The sequence below is a fragment of the Xanthomonas sp. NCPPB 1754 genome (assembly GCF_041475725.2).
In the GTDB taxonomy this organism is placed as follows: Bacteria; Pseudomonadota; Gammaproteobacteria; order Xanthomonadales; family Xanthomonadaceae; genus Xanthomonas; species Xanthomonas euvesicatoria.
The window spans coordinates 3,811,174-3,836,499 of the sequence record NZ_CM192982.1; the positions used below are offsets into that span (position 1 = coordinate 3,811,174).

Sequence of the window (25,326 nt, forward strand, 5' to 3'; positions counted from 1 at the left end):
TGATGGCGGCCAAGCATGGCGCACGAGTATCGGGATGCAGGCAGCACGCGACCGGCTCGGCTACTCTGCGTGGATGACCGAGCACCTCACCGACCTGAGCGCCGCCGTGGAGCGGATCCTGCAACGCATCGACGGCCCGCTGCGCGTGGGCGCGCCGCTGGGCATCGGCAAGCCGCACCGTCTGTTGAACGCGCTCTACGCACAGCTCAAGGACACGCCGTCGCGGCCACTGGCGATTTACACGGCGCTCTCGCTCAATCCCCCCAGGCCGGGTACCGGACTCCAGGCGCGCTTTGCCGCACCGTTCATCGCGCGCCACTTTGGCGAGGATTTCCCTCGCCTTGCCTATGTCGACGCCATGCTGCGCGATGCCTTGCCCGCGCATGTGCAGGTGGAAGAGTTCTACATGCAATCCGGCGGGCTCTTGCATTCCACCCAGGCCCAGGCCGACTACACGAGCCTCAACTACACGCATGCCGCTGCAGCGGTGGCGCAACGCGCGCCCAACCTGATCGTGCAGAAAGTGGCGCGCGAACCGGGCAGCACGCGGCTGTCGTTGTCGTGCAACAACGACATCACCCAGGACACGCTGGACGCGGTGCAGGCACTCGGCTTGCCGCGCCCGATGCTGGTGGCGGAAGTCGATCCGCTGTTGCCGTGGATGGGAGGCACCGCAGCGGTAGATGCCGCATTCTTCGATCTGATCATCGATTTGCCAGGCCCGTTCCCGCAGCTGTTCGGCTTGCCGCGGCAAGCGGTGAGCAGCGTCGACTACGCCATCGGCTTGTATGCCAGTGCCCTGGTGCGCGATGGCGGCACCTTGCAGATTGGCATCGGCACGCTGGCCGATGCACTGAGCCATGCACTGGTGCTGCGGCATACCGATAACGCGACCTATCGCCGTGTGCTGCATGCGCTGGATCCGGCACTGGAACACCACCCGGCAGTGCAGGCCAGCGGCGGCCTGGAGCCGTTTGCCGTCGGCTTGTACGGTTGCAGCGAGATGCTCAACGAAGGCTTCAAGCAATTGGTGGACAGCGGCGTGATCCGTCGCAAGGTGCACGACGATCTGCCGCTGATGCAGCGCATTGCCGATGGCAGCGCCGACATAGCCGATCACGCACGTCTTGCCGCCGAAGGCGAGTTCCTGCATGGCGCGTTCTATCTCGGCTCGCCCGCGTTCTATCAATGGCTGCGCGATCTGGATGCCCCGACACGCGCGGCGATCGGCATGCGCCGCATCAGCGAGATCAATCAGCTCTACGGCGGCAAAGAGACGCTAAACCGCTTGAAACGCAAGGATGCACGCTTCTTCAACTCCTGCATGATGGCGACCGCGCTGGGCGCGGCAGTCTCCGACGGGCTGGAAGATGGCCGCATCGTGTCCGGGGTCGGCGGGCAGTACAACTTCGTGGCGATGGCGCATGCACTGCCGCAGGCACGTAGCGCCTTGATGCTGCGCGCCACCCGCGAGGCTGGCGCACACACCGCCAGCAACCTGCGTTGGAACTACGGACACACCACCATTCCACGCCATCTGCGCGACCTCTACATCACCGAATACGGCATTGCCGATCTACGCCACAAGACCGACCAGGACTGCGTGCTGGAAATGGCCGCCATCTGCGATGCCCGCTTCCAGGGTGAATTGCTTGCCCAGGCGGAACGGTCGCGCAAGTTGCGCACAGCGCCGGCAATGCCGGTAAGCGCGCAGCGCAACACACCATGGGCACTGGAACAGGCACTGGCGCCATTTCGACGCGACGGCAGCCTGCCCGATTACCCGCTCGGCAGCGACTTCACGAAAATCGAACAGCGTCTGCTGCCCGCATTGGGCTGGCTCAAGGGCGCAACTGCCAGCACTGGCGGAAAGATCGCCACGGTGGCCCGCGCACTGCTCACGCGCCAAGCGCCCGGTGCCGATGATGTTGCTTGCCTGCAACGCATGGCACTGGATGCGCCAAACAGCCTTGGTAATCGCCTGCAGGCGCGGCTGCTGATCTATGCCTTGCGACAGACCGCCGCGTCATGAAGAAACAGTGCCGCGATTTGCCACCGGCTCGAACGCACCGCGGCAAGCACTAACGCATCACGGAAACACAGCGGAAAGATATGCGTCAAACTGGGCCGTGATGATGGCGACCTCGTCGCTTTCCGGCTGTGCTGCATGCATCTTTTTCGCGTATTTACTGCTGTCACGTCAGGGTTCGATCGCAAAACGAATTTGGTGCGCGCAAAGCGAAGAAGGACGCAACGCACCGCCATCTTCGCCGCGCTGTTGCTGAGCAGTCTTGTCGCGCAAGCCGCACCGCGCCTGACCGACCTGCAGTACATCGGCAGCCACAACAGCTACCACGCCGGCTTTGCGCCCAGCGAAGCGGCGTTATTGAAGCAACTGGACCCGACACTGTTTGCCGCGCTGGATTACCGCCATCCCGCCTTGACGCAGCAACTTAACGATGGCGTGCGCCAACTTGAACTGGACGTCTTCGCCGATGCACAGGGCGGGCGCTACGCACATCCGGCCATCGTTGCGCAGATCGCCAAGGCCGGTCTGCCGACCGCACCGGCAAGCGCGCCCACCGGAGTGATGGACAGGCCCGGCTTCAAGGTCATGCATGTGCAGGATCTGGACCAGCGCAGCAACTGCCAGCCGTTGATTGCCTGCCTGCAGGAAATCCGCACCTGGTCGAAGCAGCACCCGGGCCACGTGCCCATCTTCATCCTGCTCGAAACCAAGCAGGCGCCGATCCAGTTGACGTTTCCCACCGTACAACCCGAACCCTTCGATGCAAAGGCGATGGATGCACTGGATGCCGAACTGCGTTCGGTCTTCCAGCCCGGTGAATACATCAGCCCCGATCAGGTGCGGGGCCGCGCGCCTACGCTCAACGCGGGCGTGCTCGCGCATGGCTGGCCGTCGTTGGCCCAGGCGCGCGGCAAGGTGGTATTTCTGCTCGACCAACGCGTTGCCGGTGCCAGCTACCTGCCCGGCCACCCATCGCTGCGTGGCCGGGTGTGTTTCACCAATGCAGTGCCAGGCGAAGACGATGCGGCCTTCGTCGAACGCAACGACGGCCCTGCCGATGACATCAAAAAGCTGGTCAAGGCGGGCTATCTGGTACGTACACGCACCGATGCGGATTTGAAGGAAGCCCAGCACAACGACACCGCCCGGCGCGACGCCATGCTGGCCAGCGGCGCGCAATTGCTCAGTACCGACTTCCCGATCAACGAGCCGGCCGATAACGGCTACGTGGTGCGCTTCGATGGCGGCGCGGTGGCGCGTTGCAATCCGCAACGACCGGACCCGGGTTGCCACGACATCGACCTGCACCACTGAGGGCAGCAACGCGCACAAGCGGCCCTACGCATCAGCCCTGTCGCAATGGAAGCGTCGGCGATCCATGGCCGTGCCCGCTGCCCGGGCGCGAGCCTCCCCTTCCCCATCACGCGAGCATCAAGATGCAGTTTTCCCGCCCCCTCCATCGCTTGACCTGCGCCATTGCCGCGGCGCTTTGCGCGCCATCGCTGGCGCGCTGCAGAGATGACCACCACCACGTTGGACTCGGTCAACGTGCAAGCCACCCAGGCCGCGGCGCCCGGTTCGCTCAACGAACAGCGCCTGTCCAATAGCGTCAACAGCGTGATGAGCAAGCAGCAGATCGATGCAATTCCCTCCGGCGGCATTGCCGATGTGGTAGCGCACATGCCGGGATTATCGGCCTACAGCGACATGCATCTTGGCCAGGCCACCACCGGCGAGAACGCCTACGTCAGCATCCGCGGCATGGACGCCAGCTATAACGCATACACGCTCAACGGCTTTGGCATGCCGGAAACCGACTCCTCGACGCGCGCCATTTCCTTGAACATGCTGGCGCCATTCGGCATCCAGTCGGTGCAGGTCTCCAAATCGCCGACGCCCGACATGCCCGGCGATTCGATCGGCGGCGCGATCGATATGCGCACCCCCAGTGCATTTGATTTCGACCAAGACCTCTATGCCAAGAGCACCGCGCAAGGTCAGTTCAACGCACTAGCCCACCACCTGGGTGGCAAGGACAGCGGCGGCACGTTCCAGCAGGAGCTGGCTTGGAAGTTCGGGGAAGGCGATGCGTTCGGCATCTACGCATCGGCCTATTACGGCAAGAACAACAACATGGCGCAGGCCCCTGCACCCAACAGCAAATACGTGCCCGCCGACCCTGCGCTCGCCGCCGCCACCGATTTGCGCGATGTCGGCCCGCTGATCAGCACCCGCTACAAGTACAGCCTCTACGCCAGCCAGATCGAACGCTATGGCGGCAACCTGTCGCTGGATTGGCAGGGCGACACCAGCGCGTTGTATGCACGTGCCATCTACGGCAGTTACGGCGTCACCGGCACGCAGGACCAGTCCAGTGCGCGCCTGGAGACCTATCGCAACCAGCCCACGGCGGTGCGCGGCGGGTACTTCTATACCCACGATATCGACGAGACGCTGGCCACGGTGCAACTGGGCGGGCAGACCACGCTCGACCGGCTGCACCTGGACTACGGTACCTCGTTCGGCCGCGGCACGCGCAGCCGGCCGGATTATGTGTCGGCCAGTCTGTATGGGTTTACCCCGGGCAGCTTCGCCTTCGACCTCAGCGACCCCACCTACCCGAGCATCGGCCCAAGCTCGCCGGCGTTGAAGGACTTCTTCTACAACCTGGATTCTTCGCTGTTGTGGAAGGTGCAGGGCCACGACGCCGGCAGCCACGATAACCGTTTCAACGCGCATACCGACATTGCGTACCAGGTCGATGGCGCTGTGCTGGACAGCGTCAAACTTGGCCTGTCGGCCGATCACTCCGAGCGCGACGCCTATGACCACCCGTTCTTCCACAAGGATGGCAACTTCGTCACCAACGGCCCGTACTTTGGCGGCCCCAATTACGCGTTTCCCACCGCCGGCGGCCCGCCGCTGAGCGCGATTCCCGGCCGCATCACGTACAACGCATTCGATGGTCACTATGCAGGGCCGTTCAAGCTGCTCGATCGCGGCTGGATGCGCGCGCAGGCGCTGCCTTACAAGTACATCGACGACCCGAACGGCGCAGGCATCTATACCGCCAACGACTACAACGCCAACACCACCTCCAGCACCGAAGCGATCTATTCGGGCTATGCGATGGCCGCGCTGCATCTTGGCAAGGTGAGCATACTGCCCGGCGTGCGTTACGAACTGACCCAGTATTCGGCCGACTCCTGGCAATCCAGCGGCGATGGCAGCACCGGCAGTTTCGTCGGCAGCGGCAGTACCTACGGCAAGGTCTTGCCAGGCATCAGCGTCAACTATCGGCCGGACGATCTCACCGTATATCGCGCGTCGTTGCGCCGCAGTTTCAGTCGCCCGGCATTCGGACTGATTTCCGGCGAGACGGTGTATTCGATCGATGACACCCAAAAAGTGGTCGGCATCTCCAAGCCCAACCCCAACCTGCAGGCGAGCACCGCCGACAACGCCGACCTGTCTGCCGAGTTCTACGATCATCAGGGCGGCGTGCTCAGCGCCTCGACGTACTACAAGCGCATCAATGGGTTCATCTATACCTCGCAATCGGCCACCAACAACGACAGCACCCTGGGCGGCCTGGTGCCAACCGGCACCACCTTCGAAAATGGCGTGCCGGTGACCATGCCGCAAAATGGCGGCACCGCAAAGCTCTATGGGCTGGAGTTGGCGGCGAGCAAGCGCCTGCAACAGTTGCCCGGCCTCTGGAGCAACTTCGGCGTCACCGCCAACCTTACGCTGCAGCACAGCCAGGCAGATAGCAAACGCAGCGACCAGCCGGAAAAGACCTGGCTGCCGCGCGCACCGGAACGCATCTACAACCTGGATCTGTTCTACGACGACACGCACCTGCGCACGGACCTGAGCTACAACTACACCGGCCTGCAACTGCTGGGGCTCACCACCGACCGTCTCAATTACTACCTGCAGCCGGTGAAGTCGCTGGATTTCAACGCGACCTATCACTTGCCGCACCATATCGATGTCGGCGTGTCGGCAAAGAACCTGCTCAATGCCGCCACGTTCTACGAAACGCAGGGCAAGTCCAAGCGCTACATGGCCTACGATCCCGGCGCCGACGGTGCCTATGTGCAAACCGGACGCACCTACATGCTGACCTTGGGCTACACGTACTGATCCATAGGCCGGCACGCTGCAGCGGTGATCTTTCAACGGAAAGTACGCCGCTGCGGCGATTGCCACCTGCTATCCAGCGGCTGTCGCAGTGCCATTGCTGGATCCGCGATTGCGCAGCGGCATCATCGCGCCGCGGTATCGGTATCGGTATCGGTATCGGTATCGGTATCGGCAGTGAGGCTCCGTCACAACGGTGTGCTGCGTCAGTCGATTGCGCAGCGCGCAATGTCCACCGCAATGCCGCATCGCACCGCTTGCCCAGTCAGTACCGGTGCAGCGATTTCACGCAGAAAACGCAGGCGGCTGCGGCAAGGTGCGCGCATGCCTCTTTCGGACCTGCACATGCCACCACGCCCCTACGCTCGCGCCTGCTTGCTTGCCCTTGCATTGGGTACTTCCTTGTCTGCGCTGGCGCAGGCGCAACAGCCCGCGCCTGCCGCTGCGCCTGCATCGGCCGCAGCTCCCGCGGCCAAGGTTGTTCCTACCGGTGCGCGCTCGGACCTGCACGCGCAGGTGTTGCTGGATCGCGCGCATTTTTCGCCGGGCCAGATCGACGGCGAGCGCGGTTCCAATCAAAAGCGCGCAGTGTCAGGGTTCCAGGCCGCCCACAACATCAAGGCCACAGGCGAGCTGGATGACGCGACCTGGCAAGCCCTGCAGGCCGACACCACACCGGCCCTGGTGCAGTACACGCTTACCGACGCCGATGTCGCCGGCCCGTTCCAACCCATTCCCAAAGGGCCTGCCGAGCAGGCCAAGCTGACTGCGCTTGGCTATGCCTCCGTCGACGAAGCGCTGGGCGAACGTTTCCACGCAGACCCCGCGCTGCTGGCCCAACTCAATCCTGGCGTGGATCTGAGCAAGGCCGGCAGCGTGATTCAGGTACCCAACATCGACGGGGTGCCGCCCCTGGCCAAGCCAGCCAAGCTGGTGGTGGATAAGTCCGATTCGACGCTGCGGCTATTGGACGCCGACGGCAAGGTCTATGCGCAATTCCCGGTATCTTCCGGCAGCAAGCACGACCCGCTGCCCATCGGCCGTTGGAAAATTCTCGGCATCTCGCGCGACCCGGTGTTCAAGTACAACCCCAAACTGTTCTGGGACTCGAAAAAGGGCGATCAGAAAGCCACCTTGCCAGCGGGCCCAAACAATCCGGTCGGCCGCGTCTGGATCGATCTGTCCAAACCGCATTACGGCTTGCATGGCACGCCCGAGCCAGGCCATGTCGGCAAGACCGAATCGCATGGCTGTGTGCGTCTGACCAACTGGGACGTGGTCAACCTCGCCAGCGTGGTCGGCCCGTCGGTGCCGGTGGTGATGCAGGAATAGACATGAAACTGCTGATGACCTTGGTGGTGGGCGTCGTGCTGGGCGCGGCCGGCTATTGGTGGCTGGAACGCACCGCACCGGAAGCGAAAGTAGAACCGTCATCCAGCGCTGCACCCGTCGCAACAGATCGCAGCTCAGCGAGTGCTGCGCCGATGGCAGCCCCTGCAGCGGCCGCCACGGCGGCACCGATGGCTGCCTCAGCACCACTGTCCGATCCGGCGCCCGCCGACATGCCTGCCGCAACAACGCCAGCGCAGCCGCCTGCTGCTGCGGCACCGGGCAGCGACTTGCTGATTCCGGTACAGGGCATCGGCGCCAGCCAGTTGCAGGACACCTTCACCGATGCGCGCAGCGAAGGCCGCGTGCACGATGCCATCGACATCCTCGCTCCTACCGGCACACCGGTTGTGGCAGTTGCCGACGGCACGGTGGAGAAACTGTTCACCAGCGAGCGAGGCGGCCTGACGATTTACCAGTTCGAGCCTGGCGGCAAATACTGCTATTACTACGCGCACCTGGAGCGCTATGCCGACGGCCTAGCGGAGAAACAATCGATCAAGCGCGGCCAGGTCATCGGCTATGTCGGCAGCACTGGCAACGCCAATCCTGCCGCACCGCATCTGCACTTCGAGATCCATCGGTTGGGGCCGGAAAAACAATGGTGGAAGGGCGAGGCGCTCAATCCCTATCCGGTGTTGCACGGGGACCAGCCCCTGCAGTGAGATGGTCGCCCAAGTGTGTCTCGCTACGGCCTGCGTTTTTCGCATAGCGCCGCCATCTGCCGCAACGCCTGCGCGCCTTCATCGACTGGTTGGCAGAGGTCATGGCACCGTATCTGCAGCCGCTTTTGCAATAAGCAGCAGGTAGATCGGCGCAGCGCGCTACGCCGATCGGCAGTCATCCACAGCGAACCCTTGCATTGCGGACTTCGCAGCGCACGTGGGGCGCTGATGTCTAGTGCATGCCCGTTGACTCGATGACGCGACACGTTGCCTCACGACAACCGATCTCGATCCACCGCGCGCGCTGATCGCGCAATCAGCGCGGCTGACAGAGGCCCTGTTCGGCAGTGCAATTCCCTGCAATCTGCTGAAACTCGGAACACCAAAAAGCACAAGCATCTTTCGCAAGATGCCCGTGCCATGGCGCAATCGCAGCGAGCGTTGCAGACGCCCGATGTCGCTTCAGATCAGAACGTGTAGTTGAAGGTCAGCATGCCGTTGCGCGAGGCGCCCCACGCACCATAGCCATTGTTGAACTGCGCGTAGTAACGCTTGTCGAGCAGGTTGTCGATATTGAGCTGCACCGAAAACTGCGGCGACAGGCGATAGCGCGCAAACGCGCTGACCACTGCGTACGGGCTCTGCTGGAAAGTGCCATACACCGGGTCCACATAGTACGAACGGTTCTGCCAGTTGACGCCACCGCCCACGGTCAGGTCGCTCCACGCGCCCTGCGGGGTGTAGCTACTGAACAGCTTGATGGTGGTGCGCGGCAGTTGCGTGTTGATCGAGGCACCGCTGTCGTCGCGTGCGGTGTAATGCGAGGCGCCCAAGGTCGCGTTCCAGCCCTGAGTCAGGCGGCCGGAGAGTTCGAAATCGAAGCCTTCGCTGACCACACCATTGGCAGCGACGTAAGCAAAATCGCTGCTGCCCGGCACCAGCGTGCTCGTCGCCACACCCAGATTGTCCTGCTCGATGCGGAACAGGGCCAGCGAGGCATTGAGCTGGTCGTCGAACCAGGCCGCCTTGACGCCGGCTTCGTAGCCCTTGCCGCTCAACGGATCCAGGTAGCCGCCATTGGCATCGCGCAAGGTCTGCGGGTTGAAGATCTCGGTGTAGCTGACATAGGTCGACCAGACATCGTCGATGTCGTACACCAGCCCGGCGTACGGAGTGACTTCGGTCTGGGTGTCGGAGAACGGCACCAGCCCCTGCGTCGCATCGGCGTTACGGCCGTCAATCTGCCAATCGGTATAGCGCGCGCCCACCAGCAACGTCAGTGGATCGGCCAGCGAAAAGCGTGCGGCCACGTAGGCGGCCTTCTGCTTGATGGTGCCATCGCTCTGCACCGTGCGCGGGCTCCAGTTGGGCTCCGGGTACGCGCCATTCCAGCCCAGGTAGCTGTCCAGGGGTGCGGGGAAGTCGAAGGTACCGTTATTGACGTACTCGCGCCGGTTGTAGCTGGCGCCGGCGACCAGTTGATGTTCGCGGCCGAACAGCTGGAACGGGCCCTGGGCATACACGTCGGCGCCGTCGGCCTTGCGCTCGGTCTGGTAGTTGCCCGAATACGGCACCACCCCACCGCCGGTGGTGCGGTCGAAGCCGAAGATGGTGTAGAACGGATAGAACAGGTGGTTCGTCGCTTCGGTGTTTTCGTGGCTCACATTGGCCTTGAGGGTCCAGCCGTTGTCGAAGCTCTGTTGCAGGCTGGCGAAGGTGCGCTGCAGGCGCGTGTCCCAGAACGTCCAGTCGGCCGCCGGATTGAACGAGCGCTTGTAGTCGGTACGCGTGCCATCGCTGTAGAACAGCGGGAAGCCGCCCCAGGTGACATCGTCCGATTCCTTTTTCTGGTACTCATAGCCCACGCTCAACAGCGTGCTGTCGGTGAGGTCGGCATCGATGATGGCCGAGCCGATCTTCTTGCGCAGGCTGTAGCGATCCATGTCCGATTCGCCGTCCTGATACACGCCCACTACGCGTGCGCGCACGGTGCCTTCGGGACTCAGCGGCACGGTGAGATCGGCCACGCTGCGGGTCTTGTTGAAGTCTCCCCCGCCCACCGACACGGTGCCGGTGAAGTCGCGGCTGAGCGCATGCTTGCGTACCAGATTGATCGAGGCCGACGGATTACCCGAGCCGGTCAATAAACCGGTTGCGCCGCGCACCACTTCCACCCGGTCGTACAGCGCTACGTCCAGTGCCGAATCGCCGTAGCTCCACGCCTGCTCCATGTAGGCCGGGATGCCATCGAATTGGTAGTTATCGATATAGAAGCCGCGTGCATAGAAGTCCAACCGTTCGCTGTCATTCTGCGAAGCCGAGATACCGGTGACGTTGTTGAGCACGTCGGTGATGCTCTGCAGGTTCTGGTCGTCCATGCGCTCGCGGGTGATCACGGTGACCGACTGCGGAATCTCGCGCAGCGCCAGGTTCATCCGCGTCCCGGCAGAGGTTTTCTCCACCGTATAGCCCTTGGCCTGCTCACCCTGCACGGTCATCCGGTCCAGTGTGGTGACCTCGGCATCGGCGGTGGGCGCTTCTGCCAAGACCTGGCCGGCGGCCAGCGTACAAAGCGCAGCGAACAGTGCGCGGGGCAGGGCGTGGCGGCGTGCGCCCACAGAAATAAGACGCATTTCGGTACTACGGATCATCGGGTGACTCCAACGCAGGCGGATCGGGCCGTACGCACCGCATAGGCGCAGCGCCGGCAACAAGGGGGAGGAACGGTGCGCCATACCATCGGCAGCGCATCATTTTAATGGGAATGATTCACATTTTAAATAGCCCGCGTAGCACCTCGTTGGTATCGACCGCCACAAGGCGAACGCTGGCTCCCTGGCTCCCTGGCTCCACGCCCTGCCGGGTCGCGATATCACGCGTGGGAGACCATGGCGTGCAAGAGCCGCCGCGTACGCATCGGCTCGCCGGCGCCAGGTCCACGGGCCGCAGCTGTCCCGCTTCTGCCATCAGCCGTCATACGTGGCGGGCATGGCCTCGCGCGTTGGCGCCACCCTGTGCAGGCCCTCCCGCGCAGCCATTGCGGTTACACATGCATCTGGCAACCCGTCGGCCGCCACGGTTGCCGCAATGATGCATGCCGCGGGTTTGCGTACTGTTGCGATGGCGATCGTCCCTAAGACTGCGGCGCTCCGATCCACCGCTGCAGGAAGCGCTCGCATCGAATTGCGCAAATTCTCGCGACATGCGGCGTTGCCAGAGATGCGGGCGCCCCCCTCCGCCGGCCACGCAGCACTCGAAATGGAGACATCGCACCGCGAGTGCGCGAAACGCAGCGCGTTGGGACATCCGCCACAAACAAAAACGCCGGCTTTCGCCGGCGTCTTTGTGACTCATATCAGCGCGCTACAGCGCCTTCGCTGCGGCCACCACGTGCTCGGCAGTGATCTTGAAGTACGCATACAGCTGATCGGCCGGTGCCGAGGCGCCGAAGGTATCCATGCCGACGACATCGCCATCCAGGCCGACGTACTTGCGCCAGAAGCCGGTCACGCCCGCTTCCACCGCCACGCGCTTGCGCACGGCATTCGGCAACACCGACTCGCGATAGGCCGCATCCTGGCGGTCGAACACATCGGTCGACGGCATCGACACCACGCGCGTCTTGAGGCCGGCCGCATCCAGCGTCTGCTTGGCTTCCACCGCCAGGCCCACTTCCGAGCCGGTGGCGATCAGGATCACGTCCGGCGTACCGCCTTGGGCATCGGCCAGCACGTAACCACCGCGTTCGATCAACTTGATCTGCTCGGCGCTGCGCGGCTGATGCTGCAGGTTCTGACGGCTGAAGATCAGGCAGCTCGGGCCGTCCTTGCGGGTAATGGCCGCCTTCCAGCTCACTGCCGATTCCACCGCATCGCCCGGGCGCCACACATCGTTGTTGGGGATGTAGCGCAGCGAGGCCAGGTGTTCCACCGGCTGATGGGTCGGGCCGTCCTCGCCCAGGCCGATCGAGTCATGCGTGTACACATGAATCGCATGCGCCGGGTTCAACGCGCTCATGCGCACGCCGTTGCGTGCGTAGTCGCTGAACACCAGGAAGGTGGCGTCGAAGGGAATGAACCCGCCATGCAGCGCCAGACCGTTGGCAATGGCGGTCATGCCGAACTCGCGCACGCCGTAGTACACGTAGTTGGCATCCGGGTCGTCGGTGGCGACCGACTTGCTGGCCTTCCACAAGGTCAGGTTGGAATGCGCCAGGTCGGCCGAACCACCGATCAACTCCGGCAGCAGCGGCGCAAACGCTTCGATCGCCAGCTGCGAAGCCTTGCGCGAGGCAATGGTCTGGCCCTCTTCCTGCGCCTTGGCGATGTAGGCATCGGCCTTGGCGATGAAGTCGGCCGGCAACTCGCCGTGCGAGCGACGGGTCAGCTCGTCGGCTTCGCTGGCGTACTGCTTGGCATACTTGTCGAACAGCTGTTCCCATTCGGCCTGACGCAAGGTACCGGTACCGCCGGCACGCCAGCCGGCGTAGATCTCTTCGGGAATTTCGAACGGGCCGTACGGCCATTCCAACGCCTTGCGTGCGCCTTCCAGTTCGTCCTTGCCCAGCGGCGCGCCATGCGAGGATTCCTTGCCGGCCTTGGTCGGCGCACCGAAGCCGATCTTGGTACGGCAGCAGATCAGCGTGGGCTTGTCGGTGTTTTCCAGCGCCGCCTCGATGGCGGCCTTGATCTTGTCGGCGTCATGCCCGTCCACATCGCGGATCACGTGCCAGCCATAGGCCTCGAAACGCGCCGGGGTGTCGTCGCTGAACCAGCCGGCCGTATTGCCGTCGATGGAAATCTGGTTGTTGTCCCAGAACGCCACCAGCTTGCCCAGGCCCCAGGTACCGGCCAGCGATGCGGCTTCGTGCGAAATGCCCTCCATCAGGCAGCCGTCGCCCATGAACACCCAGGTGCGGTGATCGACGATTTCCAGCTCCGGGCGGTTGTAGCGCTGCGCCAGCAACTTCTCGGCCAACGCGAAACCGACCGCATTGGCGAAGCCCTGGCCGAGCGGACCTGTGGTGGTTTCCACGCCGGGAGTTTCGCTGCGCTCGGGGTGGCCGGCGGTCTTGCTGTGCAGCTGGCGGAACTGCTTGAGCTGCTCGATCGGCAGGTCGTAACCGGACAGGTGCAATAGCGCGTACTGCAGCATCGAACCGTGGCCGTTGGAGAGCACGAAACGGTCGCGGTTGAACCACTGAGGGTTGTTCGGGTTGTGCCGGTAGAAGTCGTTCCACAGCACTTCGGCGATATCGGCCATGCCCATCGGCATGCCGGGATGACCGGACTTGGCGGCTTCGACCGCGTCTGCGGCAAGAAAACGGATGGCGTTGGCCAGCTGGCGGCGGGTGGGCTGGGTCATGGGCGTCTATGGAAGCGGAGGGAACACCGCTGGAAGCGGAGGCCCCTATTCTCCCATACACAGCGTTAGGGGGCCGGGATTGGTGATTGGAGAATCGGGATTGGCGAAGGCACGGGCGACCTGACCTTCATCCAGGAAGGCCCGATGGCACCACACGATCGCAACAGCCCGCTTTAGCGAATCCCCAATCCTGACTCCCAAATCCCTACTCTTCGCCCTTGGCCACCAAGGTCGTCAGCGCCAGATCCCCGGTCACGTTCAGCGCCGTGCGGCACATGTCCAGGAAGTGGTTGACGCCCAGGATCATGCCGATACCCACCGGGTTGACCCCGACCATCGCGCAGATCAGCGCCACCACCGGCAGCGAGCCGGACGGCACGCCGGCCGTGCCGATCCCGCCCAGGATGCAGACCAGCATCACCATGAACTGCTGGCCCAGGCTCAGGTCCACGTTGAAGAACTGCGCCAGGAAGATCACCGTGACGCCTTCGAAGAGTGCGGTGCCGTTCTGGTTGGCGGTGGCGCCCACGGTCAGCACGAAACGCGACACGCGCGGCGGCAGGCCCATCTCGTCGGCCACGCGTAGCGCCGTCGGCAGGGTTGCGTTGCTGGACGCGGTCGAGAACGCCATCACCGTCGCTTCCTGGGTCTGGCGGAAAAAGCCCAGCGGCGAGCGTCCGGCGAATTTCACCGCAATGCCGTAACTGACCACCATGTGCAGGCCCAGCGCCAACACCACCACGCCCACGTAGGCGCCCAGACGAATCAGCAGATCGAAGCCGAACAGCGCGGCCAGGTTGAACATGAAACACGCCACCGCATACGGCGCCAGGCGGATCACCAGCCCGATCAATGTCATCGAAATCTCGAAGACCCCCTCGATGCCGCGCCGCAAGGTGGCGACCTTTTCGTCTTCGGTCAGCACCATGCCCACGCCGAACATCACCGCAAAAAACATCAGCGACAGAATCGCGCCATTGCTCGACGCGGCGGCAATCACGTTGCTGGGCACGATCGACAGCAGCATGTCCATGCCCTGCGGCTGCGTGCCGGAGCTGGAAATGATCTCGCGGGTGCGCTCGGCATTTTCCTGGATCAGCTGACTGGCCAGTTGCGGGTCCACGCCCGCACCGGGCTTGAGCACGTTGACCAGCACCAGCCCCAGCAACACCGCCACACCGGACAGCACCACGGTATAGCCCAGGGTGCGCCACCCCACCCGCCCGAGCGCGCGGATGTCGCCCATTTCGGAAATGCCCATGACCAGCGCCGAGAACAGCAGCGGCACGATCAGCATGAAGATAAGATTGAGGAAGACCTGCGAAAACGGCGTGGTGACGTACTTGGTCGCCAGGCGCACCCACTCAGCGTCGCTGCCGGCCAGGTAATAGACAGCCAGGCCCAACAACAGGCCAACGGCAAAGCCAATTCCCATCTTCCAATGCAGGGGCAGGCCCGGGCGGCGCGTGGCTGGGGATGCTGTCATCTGGTCAGGCCTTGGTGGACACAAAGACCGGAGCTTAACAAACGCCATGGATGCGGCCACCTACCCGGGTGCTGCTATATGCCTGGTGCGGGTAGGCGAGCTTCTCGCTGTCGGGTGAGGCAGGCGTTTTGCAGTTGGCTGTAGGAGTTGCTGTTTAGGCGCAAAGCAGGACGGCCGGCATTTCGAGCCGTCGCGGCGTTCAGATGAAATCAGATGGCTGAAAGCGAGAGCCCGCCTGTCGAGTGCGCGATGCCTGCCCTCGCCGCTCGCGGGACACGCCGTAAACCCATCCCTGGGGGCTCGATGGCAGCGTCCATGCCGCCAACGGTCCCGCAATCGGCAAGGACACCACACTAGACAGTTGGCTGGTGGTTTCGTTGAAGAGCGAATACGCCGTGTCGACAGCGCTGATCGCTTGTTGAAAACTCTGCACACCGACCAACTTGACCGGTCCTTGCCCACCGTCGCGGGACCCTTGGCGCCATGGATGCCGCCACCGAGCTTACAAGGACGTACTTGCAGCGTGTCCGGCGAGGGTGGGCGGGCAAAGGCACTGCGGCTAAACCCAGCGCCAACGCTCCTTGCTCTGTGCCCCATAGTTTGCAGATCACGCGCATCCAAAATCGACGCGTTATCCGCGCTGGAAGGCAATGTCGCCGCTCAGAGCAAGTAATGGCGGCCAACAAAATCTAACGAGCCACTGTTAGGTGTGCAGATCCCCCACCAGCAATCGAAGTACCGTTGTTGCAGACCCTTCGTCACACCGGCTGCAACTGCGCGGCCAATATGTCAGTCGTTCCAGGACGCCACCAAAGCAACCCGTCAGTCAAGGCGCAGGCGGATACAGCGGCGCCAGCACCTCCGGTTCGGCCGCACTTGCATGCCGCCAGCGCGGCCCCTTGGCGAACGCTTCACGCAAGGCAGCGCGCGCGCCGGTCACATCGCCGTCGCCGCCCCAGCGTGCCCGCTGCATGCGCGCCACGGCTGCACGCTGCGCCGGGTCGGCCAATGCCGCCATCACTGCATCGATATCGGCAACGCCGGCCATGCCGCAGAGCACCGCCGCCACCTCGTCCATGCCGCCGGTGTCGAGCGCGCGGCGCAACTCGGCAACGCCGTGGGTCGCACGTCTGCCCTGGGCTGGCACGTCGCTGCCGTTGCCCTCATTGCCGCCTGATGCACCGCGCGGAGCACCGCGCCGACGCAATAACGCCCACACCAGCGTGGCGATCCACAAAAGCGCAAATCCGATCGCCGCCGCGATCCATCCCCACGGCGCTCGCGCGGGAGATGGTGCTTGCAGGGTGAGCGTGCGATCGGGTGTCGGCGCCGATTGATCGGGTGCCGGATTCGGCGCCGATGCCGGCGCAGGCGTCGCAAACGCACCGCTACCTGCCGCCACATCGAGCGTCAGGTCGGGCAGTGACGCGGTCTTGGCTGCGCCTGCCCCCACATCCCACCATGCCATCTGCAGCCCGGGCACCACCAACGGACCGGCGCGGTTGGGCACGATCGAATAGCGCCGGGTCAGTCGCAGTTGCGGCGAGCCGTCCACAAAGCGTTCCTCGAATTGCGGCGGCTCGGCGAATACCTGCGCGTCGGGCACGCTGGGCGTGGGCAATTCGGGAAACTGCGCCTGGGTCGCGCCGCGCGCACTGGCTTCCACCACGAATTGGGCCGCCTCACCGGCTCTCGCCCGCTGAGGCGTGGTCGTGTAGCGCAACTGCAGGCTGCGCAACGGCAGCCACGGCTGCGGCGCATTGGCCGGTTGCGCGCGCACCTGCAGCGGAATGCTCGCACTGCGCGCACTCAACTCACCGTTGCCGCGCCCGAAGTAATCGTCGAAAAACCCGCCTACCGAACGCCCGTTGAAACGTGCCGGCGGCAGTAGCAGGCGACCGCTGCGCTCGGGCACCAGCAGGTAGCGCCGCTCCACCACATTGTATTGGCGTCCATTGACGACCTTGACCGAGCTGACGTCGTCGCCGACGCGCTGCATCGATGCCCCATCGGGTGCCTCAAGATCCAATTCGCCCGATGCCAGTTGGGTGGCGAAGTACAACCGCACCACCACGCCCACGCTTTGCTGCACGTAGGGTTGCGGGTCGTCCACCTGGGTTTGGACGAAGGCTTCTTCATTGCCCTGCGCCGCACTCGGCGCGCCGGCAGCGTTGCCGGAGCTGCTCGCGGGATCGTTCGCCGCGCCAACCACCTGCAGGCGCAGCGGTTCGGTGCGTTCATTGCCCACGCGTATCGCCGGCACGATGAGTTCGCCGCTCCTGCGTGGCGTCAGTACCACGCCGAACAAGGCACGCACCGTCACCGACCCATTGGTCACCTGCATCTGCTGATTGGCGCTCTTGGCGCCCAGCGAAAAATCGCTGCGCAGCGGCGTGTAATCCGGGTCGACGCCGCGTTGGTCGGTTTCGATATTCAACATCGCCACATCGCCGACATTGACGCTGTCGCGATCCAGCCACGCGCGCGTGACCGCACCCACAGGCGCGCACGCCAACAGTGCCACGCTGGCCAGCATGCCGATTGCCGCGCGACGTAAATGCTGTCTGCCGATCATCGTCCGTCCCGTTGCCTGCGTTCGTATTCCAGCCTGAATTTGGTACGCAGCAGGCTGCCCGGATCGTCCGGCACCCGCCGCAGCCATGCGTCCACCGCCTGACGTTGCTCGCGTTGTTCCGGCGTCTCGCCGGCGACGGCGGCCTCCTGCTTGCCGCTGGCATCGGCCTGCTTGTTGCCCGCCTGCGCCATGGCCTGCTGCATCTTGCGACGCTGTGCCTCATCGGCCTGCTGCTGCGCCTTGGCATCGGCAGATTGCGGCGGCGTGTCCTGCTTGCGTTGCTCGCCCTGCCCGTTCTTGGCCTGCGCATCTTGTGGCCTGCCGTCCTGTGGCGGCTGCGCCTCAGAGGGTTGGTTCTTGCTGTCGTGCTGATTCTGCCCATCCTGGCCGGATTGCTTGTCCTGCTGATTCTGGCCCGCCTGCTGTTGCCCCTTCCCATCCTGGCCGGATGGCTTCTGGTCCTTGGACTGCCCCTCGCCATCCTTATTGTTCTGCTGCTGGCGCTTGCGCGCCGCATCGACCGCCGCGCGATTGGCGATGGCGTCCTGCTGATTCGGATGTTGCTTGAGCGCACGGTCGTAGGCCGCGATCGCCGCGTCGTACTGGCCTTGTCGCGCCAGCGCGTTACCGAGGTTGTACAGCCCCTCATCGGTCGGTACCGCTTCGAAGGCCTTCTGCGCCGCTGCGAAATCGCCCTTGCGATACGCCTGCACCCCGGCATCCAGGCGCTGTTGTTGCACCTGATCGGCACGCTGCCACAAGGTGCCATCGGCCGCGTGCGCGGGCTGCGCCAGCGGCAGCACGCACACCATCGCCAGCACGGCCACCACCGCGCGGCGACGAAACGCCAGCAGGGACAGCAGCATCACCGGCAGCACCAGCCAATAGCCTTCGTCGAGCCAGCTCTTGCCGCCATCGGACTCGGCGGTTTCATCGGCCAACGGCTGTTGCGATGGATCGAGCACGCCCAACGCCCGCAGGTCTGCATCGTCCGGCGCAATGCGCGCATAGCGCCCGCCCCCCTGCGCGGCCAGGGTGCGCAGACTGCCCTCGTCGAGCTTGGCCTGCGCAATTTCACCGCTGGCCGTGCGATACGCCGCACCGCGCTCGCCGCCCACACCGAGCGCAGAGACACTGAAGCCGCGCGAACGCGCCATCCGCGCCGAACTTTCGGCGGAGCGATCTGCGCTATCGCTGACAAGCAGGATCTCGCCTTGCTTGAAGCCGGCCTGCTGCAACAACTGCGCGGCCGCATCGATCGCCCGGTCGGCACGCTTGCCATCGACCGGCATGACCGACGGCGACAGCGCATCCAGAAACAAGGCCACGTTGGCACTGTCTTCGGTCAATGGCGCAACCGTAAAGCTCTCGCCTGCATACACCAGCAATGCCACCTCGCCACCGGCACGTTTGCGCAGCAGCGTCGCCAGCTTGGCGCGCGCCTGCAGCAGGCGCGAAGGCGGCAGGTCGGTTGCGTTGGCACTGGACGACAGATCCAGCACCACTACCAGCGGCATGCTCGATTGAAACACCGGACGCTCGGTCTGCCGCCAGCTCGGCCCGCTCATCGCAAGCACGGCCAACGCATAGGTCAGCGCAGCCAGCACGAATCCCAGCCATCCGCGCCGACCGCCGGAGACCAACAGCTTCGGCAACAGATGCGCATCCACGCTTTGCCGCCAGACGTCGGCATCGCGGCGACGCCAGTGCCACAGCGCAGCCGCCGGTACGATCGCCAACAGCGCCCACAACAGCGTCGGGCGCAACAGATGTAACGACTGCAGCCACCCCGCCAGCTCGGTCAGCGCGTCCATTGCCACCTCCGCGGCAGCAGATAGGCCAACAGGGCAACGACGATTGCCGCGCCCAATGGCCAGTAGTAACGCTCGACGCGCGGCTGCACCGAAGGCCCCAGTCCCTTGACCGGTTCCAGCCGATCCAGCTCGGCATAGATGCCGGCAAGCTCCTCAGTATCGCGGGCGCGGAAGAAGCGCCCGCCGGTCTGCTGGGCGATCTTGCGCAGCCCGTCTTCGTCGATGTCGTCGTTGCCGCCGGCCGGAATCGGCACCCCGAACAAGGAATAGCCGCCACTGCCGCCAAAGGCAATGGTGTGCACGCGCACGCCTTCGGCCTTGGCCAGTTCCGCGGCCTTCAGGGGATTGAGTACGCCGGCGGTGTTGACGCCATCGGTGAGCAACACCACCACGCGCTGGCCCTGCTTCTGTTCGCGCAGGCGCTTGACCGACAAGGCGATCGCATCGCCAATCGCGGTTTCGCGCCCGGCCAAGCCCACCACGCTGTCGCTTAACTGATCGCGCACGGAGGTCAGATCCGCGGTCAACGGTGTCAGCGCATACGCGCGTTGGCCGAATACCAGCAGACCGACGCGGTCGCCGTCGCGCCGATCCAGAAAGTCCGACAGCACGGCCTTGGCGGCGGTGAGCCGGTCTACCACCTTGCCACCAAGCACCATGTCGGGCTCGCTCATGCTGCCCGAAAGATCCACCGCCAACATCATCTGGCGCGCCTCGCGCGGTGGTTGAATCACCTCGCCCAATTGCTGCGGACGTGCCAGCGCAGCACACAACAAAAACCAAGCCAGCCACGCCAGCCAACGCGGCATCCGCAGCACCGGCGCGCTTTTGGCCTGCGCCACCGCCTGCAACTGCTCCGCATATGGCACGCGGAGTGCGGCCGCATCGGCGCGGCGTTGGGGCCAGAACCACATCAGCAACGGCAAGGGCATCAGCCACCACGCCCACGGCCAGGCGCAGTGCGCCAACGCATCCTGCCATTGCGACCACTGCAACCAGTTCATCGCCGGCCCCGCATCAACGCCACAAAGCGCTGCCGCGCCAACGCTTCTACCGCAGGCAGATCGCTGATGGTGGGTGCGCGCTGAAAGCCGCCTTCCAGTACAGCCCGGCCCGGCCCCTGCGAAAACACCTGGTCCTTGCGCTTGCGCCCATCCAGAAACTGCAACCACGCCTCGCCCTGCAAGCGGTCGGCCTGCGGGTCGACGCGCCGCGCCGCACGTCGCAGCAACACCGACACGGCCGCCAAGCGCTGCGCAGGCGTCGTGGCGCGCGCTAGTTCCGCATCGAACGCAGCCAGCCAGCGGCGCTGGCACTGACGCCGGCGCCACCACCAGACCCATGCGCTCCCCACCACCAGCACGACAACCGCGATCACCAGCCACCAGCCCGGTGCCAGCGGCCACCACGACGGCGACGGCGGCAGGTGCACATCACGCAGCGGCAGCGACTGCGGGGACATCGTCAGCGACTCCGCGCGGCAGGGCTGCCGCCCAACCACGCATCGCTGGCATCGTCGGTGGACAGGCGATGCAAGCGCACGCCGCGTGCCTGCAGGAGCGATCCCAAATGCTCCAGCGGCGCGACGAATTCGGCCTGCCAGCGTGCACGTCCGGCCTGGGTCGACAGATCGATCGCGATGCGCTCGCCACGCACGTCGAAGGTGACTGCACGTGCCGGTGGCGCCAGTTCCAGCGGATCGACCAGCACGATCACCACCACCTCGTGATGCAAGGCCAAACCCGACCAGCGCGTGGCAGAAATCGAGCCGGCGCTGCGCGCATCGGCCAGCACGGTCAGGCGCGCGCCGGGGCGCAACAGGCGCGCCGCATGATCCAGCGCCACCTCCAGCCCCGCATCGCCGGACGGCGGCTGGGCATACCAACGCGCCAAGGCATCCAACACCGGCAGCACACCACGCTGACCGGACCGCGGCGCAATCGGCGCCTCGCTCGCGGTGCCGCGCAAGGCTGCAATGCGATCGCCCTGGCGCTGCGCCAGCCATGCGGCGACCGCGCCGGCGCGTGCGGCCTGCACCGATTTGTAGCGCACGCGCGTACCGAAGAAGAGCGCAGGCGAGGTATCGGCCACGATCAGGCTCAAACGCTCGCGCTCAGCCTGAAACAATTTGGTGTGCGCTCGCCCGGTTCGCGCGGTCACGCGCCAATCGATATGCCGCGCATCATCGCCAGCCACGTACTCACGCGACTCGGCATATTCCATGCCGCGCCCGCGCGTGGCGGCCGGCACCGGCCCCACCACCCCGTGCCGGCCACGTCCCGGTTGACCGCGATGGATTGCAGTACCGCGCAGCGCAATCAGTTCTGCAAGCGCTGGGCGCACTCCATCGCCAGCGACTGGCGAGGTGGCGGCTTCAGGGGACGAGAACGGCATCGAAGACATCGGTGTCTGGCGAGAGTGCGGCATACCTCAGCGACGCTGCCCGATCAGGGCAGCGGAATCTTTTCGAGCAGTGCAGCGATCAGGCGTTCGCCGTCCCAACCCTCGGCGGTGGCCTCGTAGCTGGGTAGGACGCGATGCCGCAGTACGTCCGGGGCAACGGCGCGGATATCGTCCGGCGTCACGTAGTCGCGCCCGGCCAGCCACGCCCTTGCGCGCGCGCACCGTTCCAGTGCGATCGAGCCACGCGGGCTGGCGCCCCAGGCGATCCTCCGTGCCAATGCCGGGTCGTAACGCTTGGCATCGCGCGAGGCCAGCACGATTTCGATCAGATAGCGTTCCAGCTGCGGTGCCAGATGCACGTCAAGCACCACACGGCGCGCGGCGAAGACATCTTCCAATGGAATCTTGTCGGGTACGGTCTCGTGCTTTTCCAGCGTGTCGCGGGCGGACTCGCGTGCCAGGCGCAGGATTTCCGCCTCGGCGTCGGCCTGGGGATAGCCGATGCGCACATGCATCAGGAAGCGATCCAACTGCGCTTCGGGCAGCGGGAACGTGCCCTCCTGCTCGATCGGATTCTGCGTCGCCATCACCAGGAACAACTGCGGCAGCGCATAGGTATGCCGGCCGACCGTCACCTGCCGCTCGCCCATCGCTTCCAGCAGCGCAGATTGCACCTTGGCTGGTGCGCGGTTGATTTCGTCGGCCAGCAGGATCGGGTGGAAGATCGGCCCGGGCATGAACTCGAACCGGCTGTCCTGCGGCCGCCAGATTTCGGTACCGGTCAGATCGGCAGGCAGCAGGTCCGGGGTGAACTGCACCCGTGCAAAATCCGCTTCCAGCCTCGAAGCCAGCGCACGGATCGCGGTGGTCTTGGCCAACCCGGGCGCGCCCTCGACGAGCAGATGGCCATCGGCCAGCAAGGCAATCAACAGCCGCTCCACGAGCGCTGCCTGGCCAACGATGCGCTGCGCAAGCGATTCGCGCAGCGAGGTGAATTGACGGTGCAGCCGGTCCTCGGCGGGCGCGGCAACGGCTTCGGGGGGGAGCAGTGGCGGTGCGTTCATAGGTCCAGTGTGACTGATTCGAACGCGATTGGTTCACTCGGCGATGGGGCCAGGTTCAGTCAAGGCCCAACATTTGCTCTGGATCACAAAGATCAGTTGGTTGGGAAAATTCGTTCTTTCCGAAGGCACCCCTCGCTTCGCATTAAACAAATTTGAACCGCACTGGATTAGAGCACCATCGGCGCCGGCGCAGACAATGCCTACTTCTGCGCAGCCTAAATCTCACCTATTGCACTGCATCGACTGCCAAGCCGCCGCGGCCCCTTGTGTACCCCTGCACGTCGATACGATCACCCTCACGACACGCTCCAGGCCGCCACACTGGCCACGCCTGGGTTGGCATATATCAGACGCGGCCAACCCTGCTAGCGACTCCCCTCATTTGCAATCCATACGAGAAAGGCCGCTTTCGCGGCCTTTTCCGGTAAAAGTTTCAATTACGGATTCGCGCTGGCCACGCGAAGAACCTTAGGAGTTACAAACACCAGGAGCTCGGCCTTCTCCTTGCTGCGTCCGCGCTTCTTGAAGAGATTTCCCAGGAACGGAATATCTCCAAGGAACGGAACTTTGGAGACGCTTTCGCGATCGGTAAATTCATAGACACCACCAATGACTACTGTCTCACCGTCGCCTACTAGCACAGCAGTATTGACCTCCCGGCGATTAATCTCGGGAACTGTTCCGTAGCCTTCCAAAATAATGAATCGAGCCACCTCGTCCTTCTTGACATTCATATTCAAGAAGACGCGATTGTCATTCGTGATGGTGGGCGTAACCTTCAATTCAAGTAGAACTTCCTTGAACTGCACATTCGCCTGCGCGGCGGAACCTGCCGCACCACCACCACTGATTGTCACATACCCAATCTCCCGACCTTGCTTGATGACACCCTCACGCTGATTGGCCGTCACGATCCGCGGATTTGAGACGACCTCACCTCGCCCTTCCTCTTGCATTGCCGATAGCTCAATGTCGAGGTTGAAATTGGATCCAAGCAAGGTATACGCCAAGCCGGCCGCTCTGCTATTGGTAAAGCCACTAGCCCCCAAATCGACATTCAACCCCGAAGGGAACAAATGCGAAGCCAGCGTTGTACTGGTACCAGTATTAGCGATTTCATTAGCTCGTTGCGCTGAAGTGTTCTGGAAGTTGACGTTACTCTCCAGCGCCCCGCTCAAAATCCCACGTCCGGTTGCGCCAGTGATGCCGAACCGCGCGCCCAAATCACGCGCAAAAGTATCCGTCGCAATGACAATCCGGCTCTCGATCAGCACCTGATCCACTGGGCGGTCAATATGCGAAATCAGCTCGCGCATTTGCGCGACCTTCTTCGGAATATCGCTGATCATCAATGTGTTGGTGCGTTCATCGGCAACCAACCGACCACGTGGCGAAAGGAAACCATTGTCCTGCTGCCCCGCACCACCTTGTCCGCCCTGGCCGCCCTGGCCGCCACCACCGCCACCAATCCCCTTGGCCTCCGTCAGCGCTTTGAAGATCACCGCAGCGTTGTGGTAATTGATCTGCACATAATCGGTGATCAAGTCCTCGCGGTTCTCGATCGCGATGCGGGCGTCTTCCTTGTCCTGCTCGAACTTGGCCAGCTCCGGTTGCGGGGCGACCCACACCACGCCACCATCGCGGCGCTTGTCCAGGCCCTTGGCACGCAGCACGATGTCCAGCGCCTGGTCCCACGGCACGTTCATCAGGCGCAGCGTGACGTTGCCCTGCACGGTGTCGGAAGCGACGATATTGAGGTTGGACTCCTCGGCGATCAGCTGCAGCACGGTGCGCACCGGCACGTCCTGGAAATTGAACGTCACCGGGCGGCCGCTGTAGCCGCGCGCAGCGATCTGCGCGGCAGCCTGCGTGACCGCCGCCGGGCTCACACCGCCAACCGCCGGCTGGCCCTTGCGCGGGGTGATTTCCACCACGTATTCGTTGCCGGTCTGGTAGGCCAGCGAGTCGAAGGCACCCTTGGTCGACAGCACCAGCTGCGAACCGGAGCCGGACGGCTTCACTTCAACGCGCTGCACCGGCGTGGCGAAGTCGGTGACATTGAGCGGGCGTTGCAGCTCGGCGGGTAGCTTGGCATTGCTGATGTCCACCAGCACGTTGTCGCCTTGCGTCCGCAGGTCCGGGCTGGCGCCCTGGCCGTCGAACTGCAGGATCAGACGGCCAGCGCCGTCTTCGCCGCGCTTGAAATCGATTTTGGACACCGCCAGGCTCGCCGGAGCGACCTTGGCCGGATCCTGCGCGGGCTGAGTCAGCGCCGCGGCGGCGAACGCGCTGCAGCTCGCCAGCGCCAGCGCGAACCCCAACGCGCAGGCCTGGAAGATCGCGTGGCGTCGTACCGGACGCAGCCGCTGGGCATTGGAAAACGTCATCGTG

Annotated in this window: 14 protein-coding genes and 1 pseudogene; 5 read left to right on the forward strand and 10 right to left on the reverse strand. The window is 64.2% G+C overall.

From position 1 onward, the window contains the following. The first annotated feature begins 73 nt into the window (after positions 1-73). The 5 genes and pseudogenes from ACCQ15_RS16495 to ACCQ15_RS16515 all read left to right on the forward strand — a co-directional run bounded on the left by ACCQ15_RS16495 (position 74) and on the right by ACCQ15_RS16515 (position 8,229). Entirely contained in the window at positions 74-2,032 is a 1,959-nt protein-coding gene (locus tag ACCQ15_RS16495) for an acetyl-CoA hydrolase/transferase C-terminal domain-containing protein (protein ID WP_372381576.1), read from the forward strand. 135 nt (positions 2,033-2,167) lie between these two features. Further along, positions 2,168-3,343, forward strand: a complete 1,176-nt coding sequence (locus ACCQ15_RS16500; RefSeq protein WP_122272394.1) for a phosphatidylinositol-specific phospholipase C1-like protein — start codon at positions 2,168-2,170, stop codon at positions 3,341-3,343. A gap of 122 nt (positions 3,344-3,465) precedes the next feature. Continuing rightward, a pseudogene (locus ACCQ15_RS16505) lies at positions 3,466-6,178 on the forward strand (TonB-dependent receptor). 399 nt (positions 6,179-6,577) lie between these two features. Beyond that, on the forward strand, positions 6,578-7,507 hold the full coding sequence (locus ACCQ15_RS16510; protein WP_014090947.1) for a L,D-transpeptidase family protein: 930 nt from the start codon (positions 6,578-6,580) through the stop codon (positions 7,505-7,507). Between the two features lie 2 nt (positions 7,508-7,509). Then, the gene (locus ACCQ15_RS16515; RefSeq protein ID WP_122272392.1) at positions 7,510-8,229 is read left to right on the forward strand and encodes a M23 family metallopeptidase; all 720 of its coding nucleotides are present in this window, start codon (positions 7,510-7,512) and stop codon (positions 8,227-8,229) included. A gap of 467 nt (positions 8,230-8,696) precedes the next feature. Here the strand turns inward: ACCQ15_RS16515 and fhuE are convergent, their stop codons facing one another. The 10 genes from fhuE to ACCQ15_RS16565 all read right to left on the reverse strand — a co-directional run bounded on the left by fhuE (position 8,697) and on the right by ACCQ15_RS16565 (position 25,322). After that, complete coding sequence (fhuE, locus tag ACCQ15_RS16520) at positions 8,697-10,880, reverse strand: ferric-rhodotorulic acid/ferric-coprogen receptor FhuE (RefSeq protein WP_008575865.1); 2,184 nt, start codon at positions 10,878-10,880, stop codon at positions 8,697-8,699. Positions 10,881-11,592: 712 nt separating this feature from the next. Continuing rightward, on the reverse strand, positions 11,593-13,593 hold the full coding sequence (gene tkt, locus ACCQ15_RS16525) for a transketolase (protein WP_029820177.1): 2,001 nt from the start codon (positions 13,591-13,593) through the stop codon (positions 11,593-11,595). 205 nt (positions 13,594-13,798) lie between these two features. After that, entirely contained in the window at positions 13,799-15,079 is a 1,281-nt protein-coding gene (locus ACCQ15_RS16530) for a dicarboxylate/amino acid:cation symporter (RefSeq protein ID WP_029820178.1), read from the reverse strand. A gap of 826 nt (positions 15,080-15,905) precedes the next feature. Continuing rightward, positions 15,906-17,654 (reverse strand): BatD family protein, encoded by a 1,749-nt coding sequence (locus ACCQ15_RS16535; RefSeq protein ID WP_033479017.1) that lies wholly within the window; start codon positions 17,652-17,654, stop codon positions 15,906-15,908. After that, on the reverse strand, positions 17,651-19,468 hold the full coding sequence (locus ACCQ15_RS16540) for a VWA domain-containing protein (RefSeq protein WP_372380807.1): 1,818 nt from the start codon (positions 19,466-19,468) through the stop codon (positions 17,651-17,653). The genes ACCQ15_RS16535 and ACCQ15_RS16540 overlap by 4 nt, the downstream gene beginning before the upstream one ends. Further along, positions 19,456-20,472: a vWA domain-containing protein gene (locus ACCQ15_RS16545; protein ID WP_029820181.1), complete on the reverse strand. Its 1,017-nt coding sequence runs from the start codon at positions 20,470-20,472 to the stop codon at positions 19,456-19,458. The genes ACCQ15_RS16540 and ACCQ15_RS16545 overlap by 13 nt, the downstream gene beginning before the upstream one ends. Continuing rightward, positions 20,469-20,930, reverse strand: coding sequence for a DUF4381 domain-containing protein (locus ACCQ15_RS16550; protein ID WP_029820182.1), 462 nt, complete (start codon positions 20,928-20,930; stop codon positions 20,469-20,471). Before ACCQ15_RS16550 ends, ACCQ15_RS16545 begins: the two co-directional genes overlap by 4 nt. 2 nt (positions 20,931-20,932) lie before the next feature. After that, positions 20,933-21,895, reverse strand: coding sequence for a DUF58 domain-containing protein (locus ACCQ15_RS16555; RefSeq protein WP_122272387.1), 963 nt, complete (start codon positions 21,893-21,895; stop codon positions 20,933-20,935). A gap of 20 nt (positions 21,896-21,915) precedes the next feature. Beyond that, entirely contained in the window at positions 21,916-22,935 is a 1,020-nt protein-coding gene (locus tag ACCQ15_RS16560; protein WP_122272386.1) for an AAA family ATPase, read from the reverse strand. A 437-nt stretch (positions 22,936-23,372) separates the two neighbouring features. Further along, a complete protein-coding gene (locus ACCQ15_RS16565) occupies positions 23,373-25,322 on the reverse strand; it encodes a type IV pilus secretin PilQ (protein ID WP_372380808.1) in 1,950 nt (649 codons plus the stop codon). Positions 25,323-25,326: the final 4 nt, after the last annotated feature.

What these genes read in the sequence shown, in the direction of transcription:
- ACCQ15_RS16495 (WP_372381576.1), top strand. Translation starts at nt 74, where the DNA reads ATGACCGAGCACCTCACCGACCTGAGCGCCGCCGTGGAGCGGATCCTG.
- ACCQ15_RS16500 (WP_122272394.1), top strand. Translation starts at nt 2,168, where the DNA reads ATGCATCTTTTTCGCGTATTTACTGCTGTCACGTCAGGGTTCGATCGC.
- ACCQ15_RS16515 (WP_122272392.1), top strand. Translation starts at nt 7,510, where the DNA reads ATGAAACTGCTGATGACCTTGGTGGTGGGCGTCGTGCTGGGCGCGGCC.
- fhuE (WP_008575865.1), bottom strand. Translation starts at nt 10,880, where the DNA reads ATGATCCGTAGTACCGAAATGCGTCTTATTTCTGTGGGCGCACGCCGC.
- tkt (WP_029820177.1), bottom strand. Translation starts at nt 13,593, where the DNA reads ATGACCCAGCCCACCCGCCGCCAGCTGGCCAACGCCATCCGTTTTCTT.
- ACCQ15_RS16530 (WP_029820178.1), bottom strand. Translation starts at nt 15,079, where the DNA reads ATGACAGCATCCCCAGCCACGCGCCGCCCGGGCCTGCCCCTGCATTGG.
- ACCQ15_RS16535 (WP_033479017.1), bottom strand. Translation starts at nt 17,654, where the DNA reads ATGATCGGCAGACAGCATTTACGTCGCGCGGCAATCGGCATGCTGGCC.
- ACCQ15_RS16540 (WP_372380807.1), bottom strand. Translation starts at nt 19,468, where the DNA reads ATGGACGCGCTGACCGAGCTGGCGGGGTGGCTGCAGTCGTTACATCTG.
- ACCQ15_RS16545 (WP_029820181.1), bottom strand. Translation starts at nt 20,472, where the DNA reads ATGAACTGGTTGCAGTGGTCGCAATGGCAGGATGCGTTGGCGCACTGC.
- ACCQ15_RS16550 (WP_029820182.1), bottom strand. Translation starts at nt 20,930, where the DNA reads ATGTCCCCGCAGTCGCTGCCGCTGCGTGATGTGCACCTGCCGCCGTCG.
- ACCQ15_RS16555 (WP_122272387.1), bottom strand. Translation starts at nt 21,895, where the DNA reads ATGCCGCACTCTCGCCAGACACCGATGTCTTCGATGCCGTTCTCGTCC.
- ACCQ15_RS16560 (WP_122272386.1), bottom strand. Translation starts at nt 22,935, where the DNA reads ATGAACGCACCGCCACTGCTCCCCCCCGAAGCCGTTGCCGCGCCCGCC.
- ACCQ15_RS16565 (WP_372380808.1), bottom strand. Translation starts at nt 25,322, where the DNA reads ATGACGTTTTCCAATGCCCAGCGGCTGCGTCCGGTACGACGCCACGCG.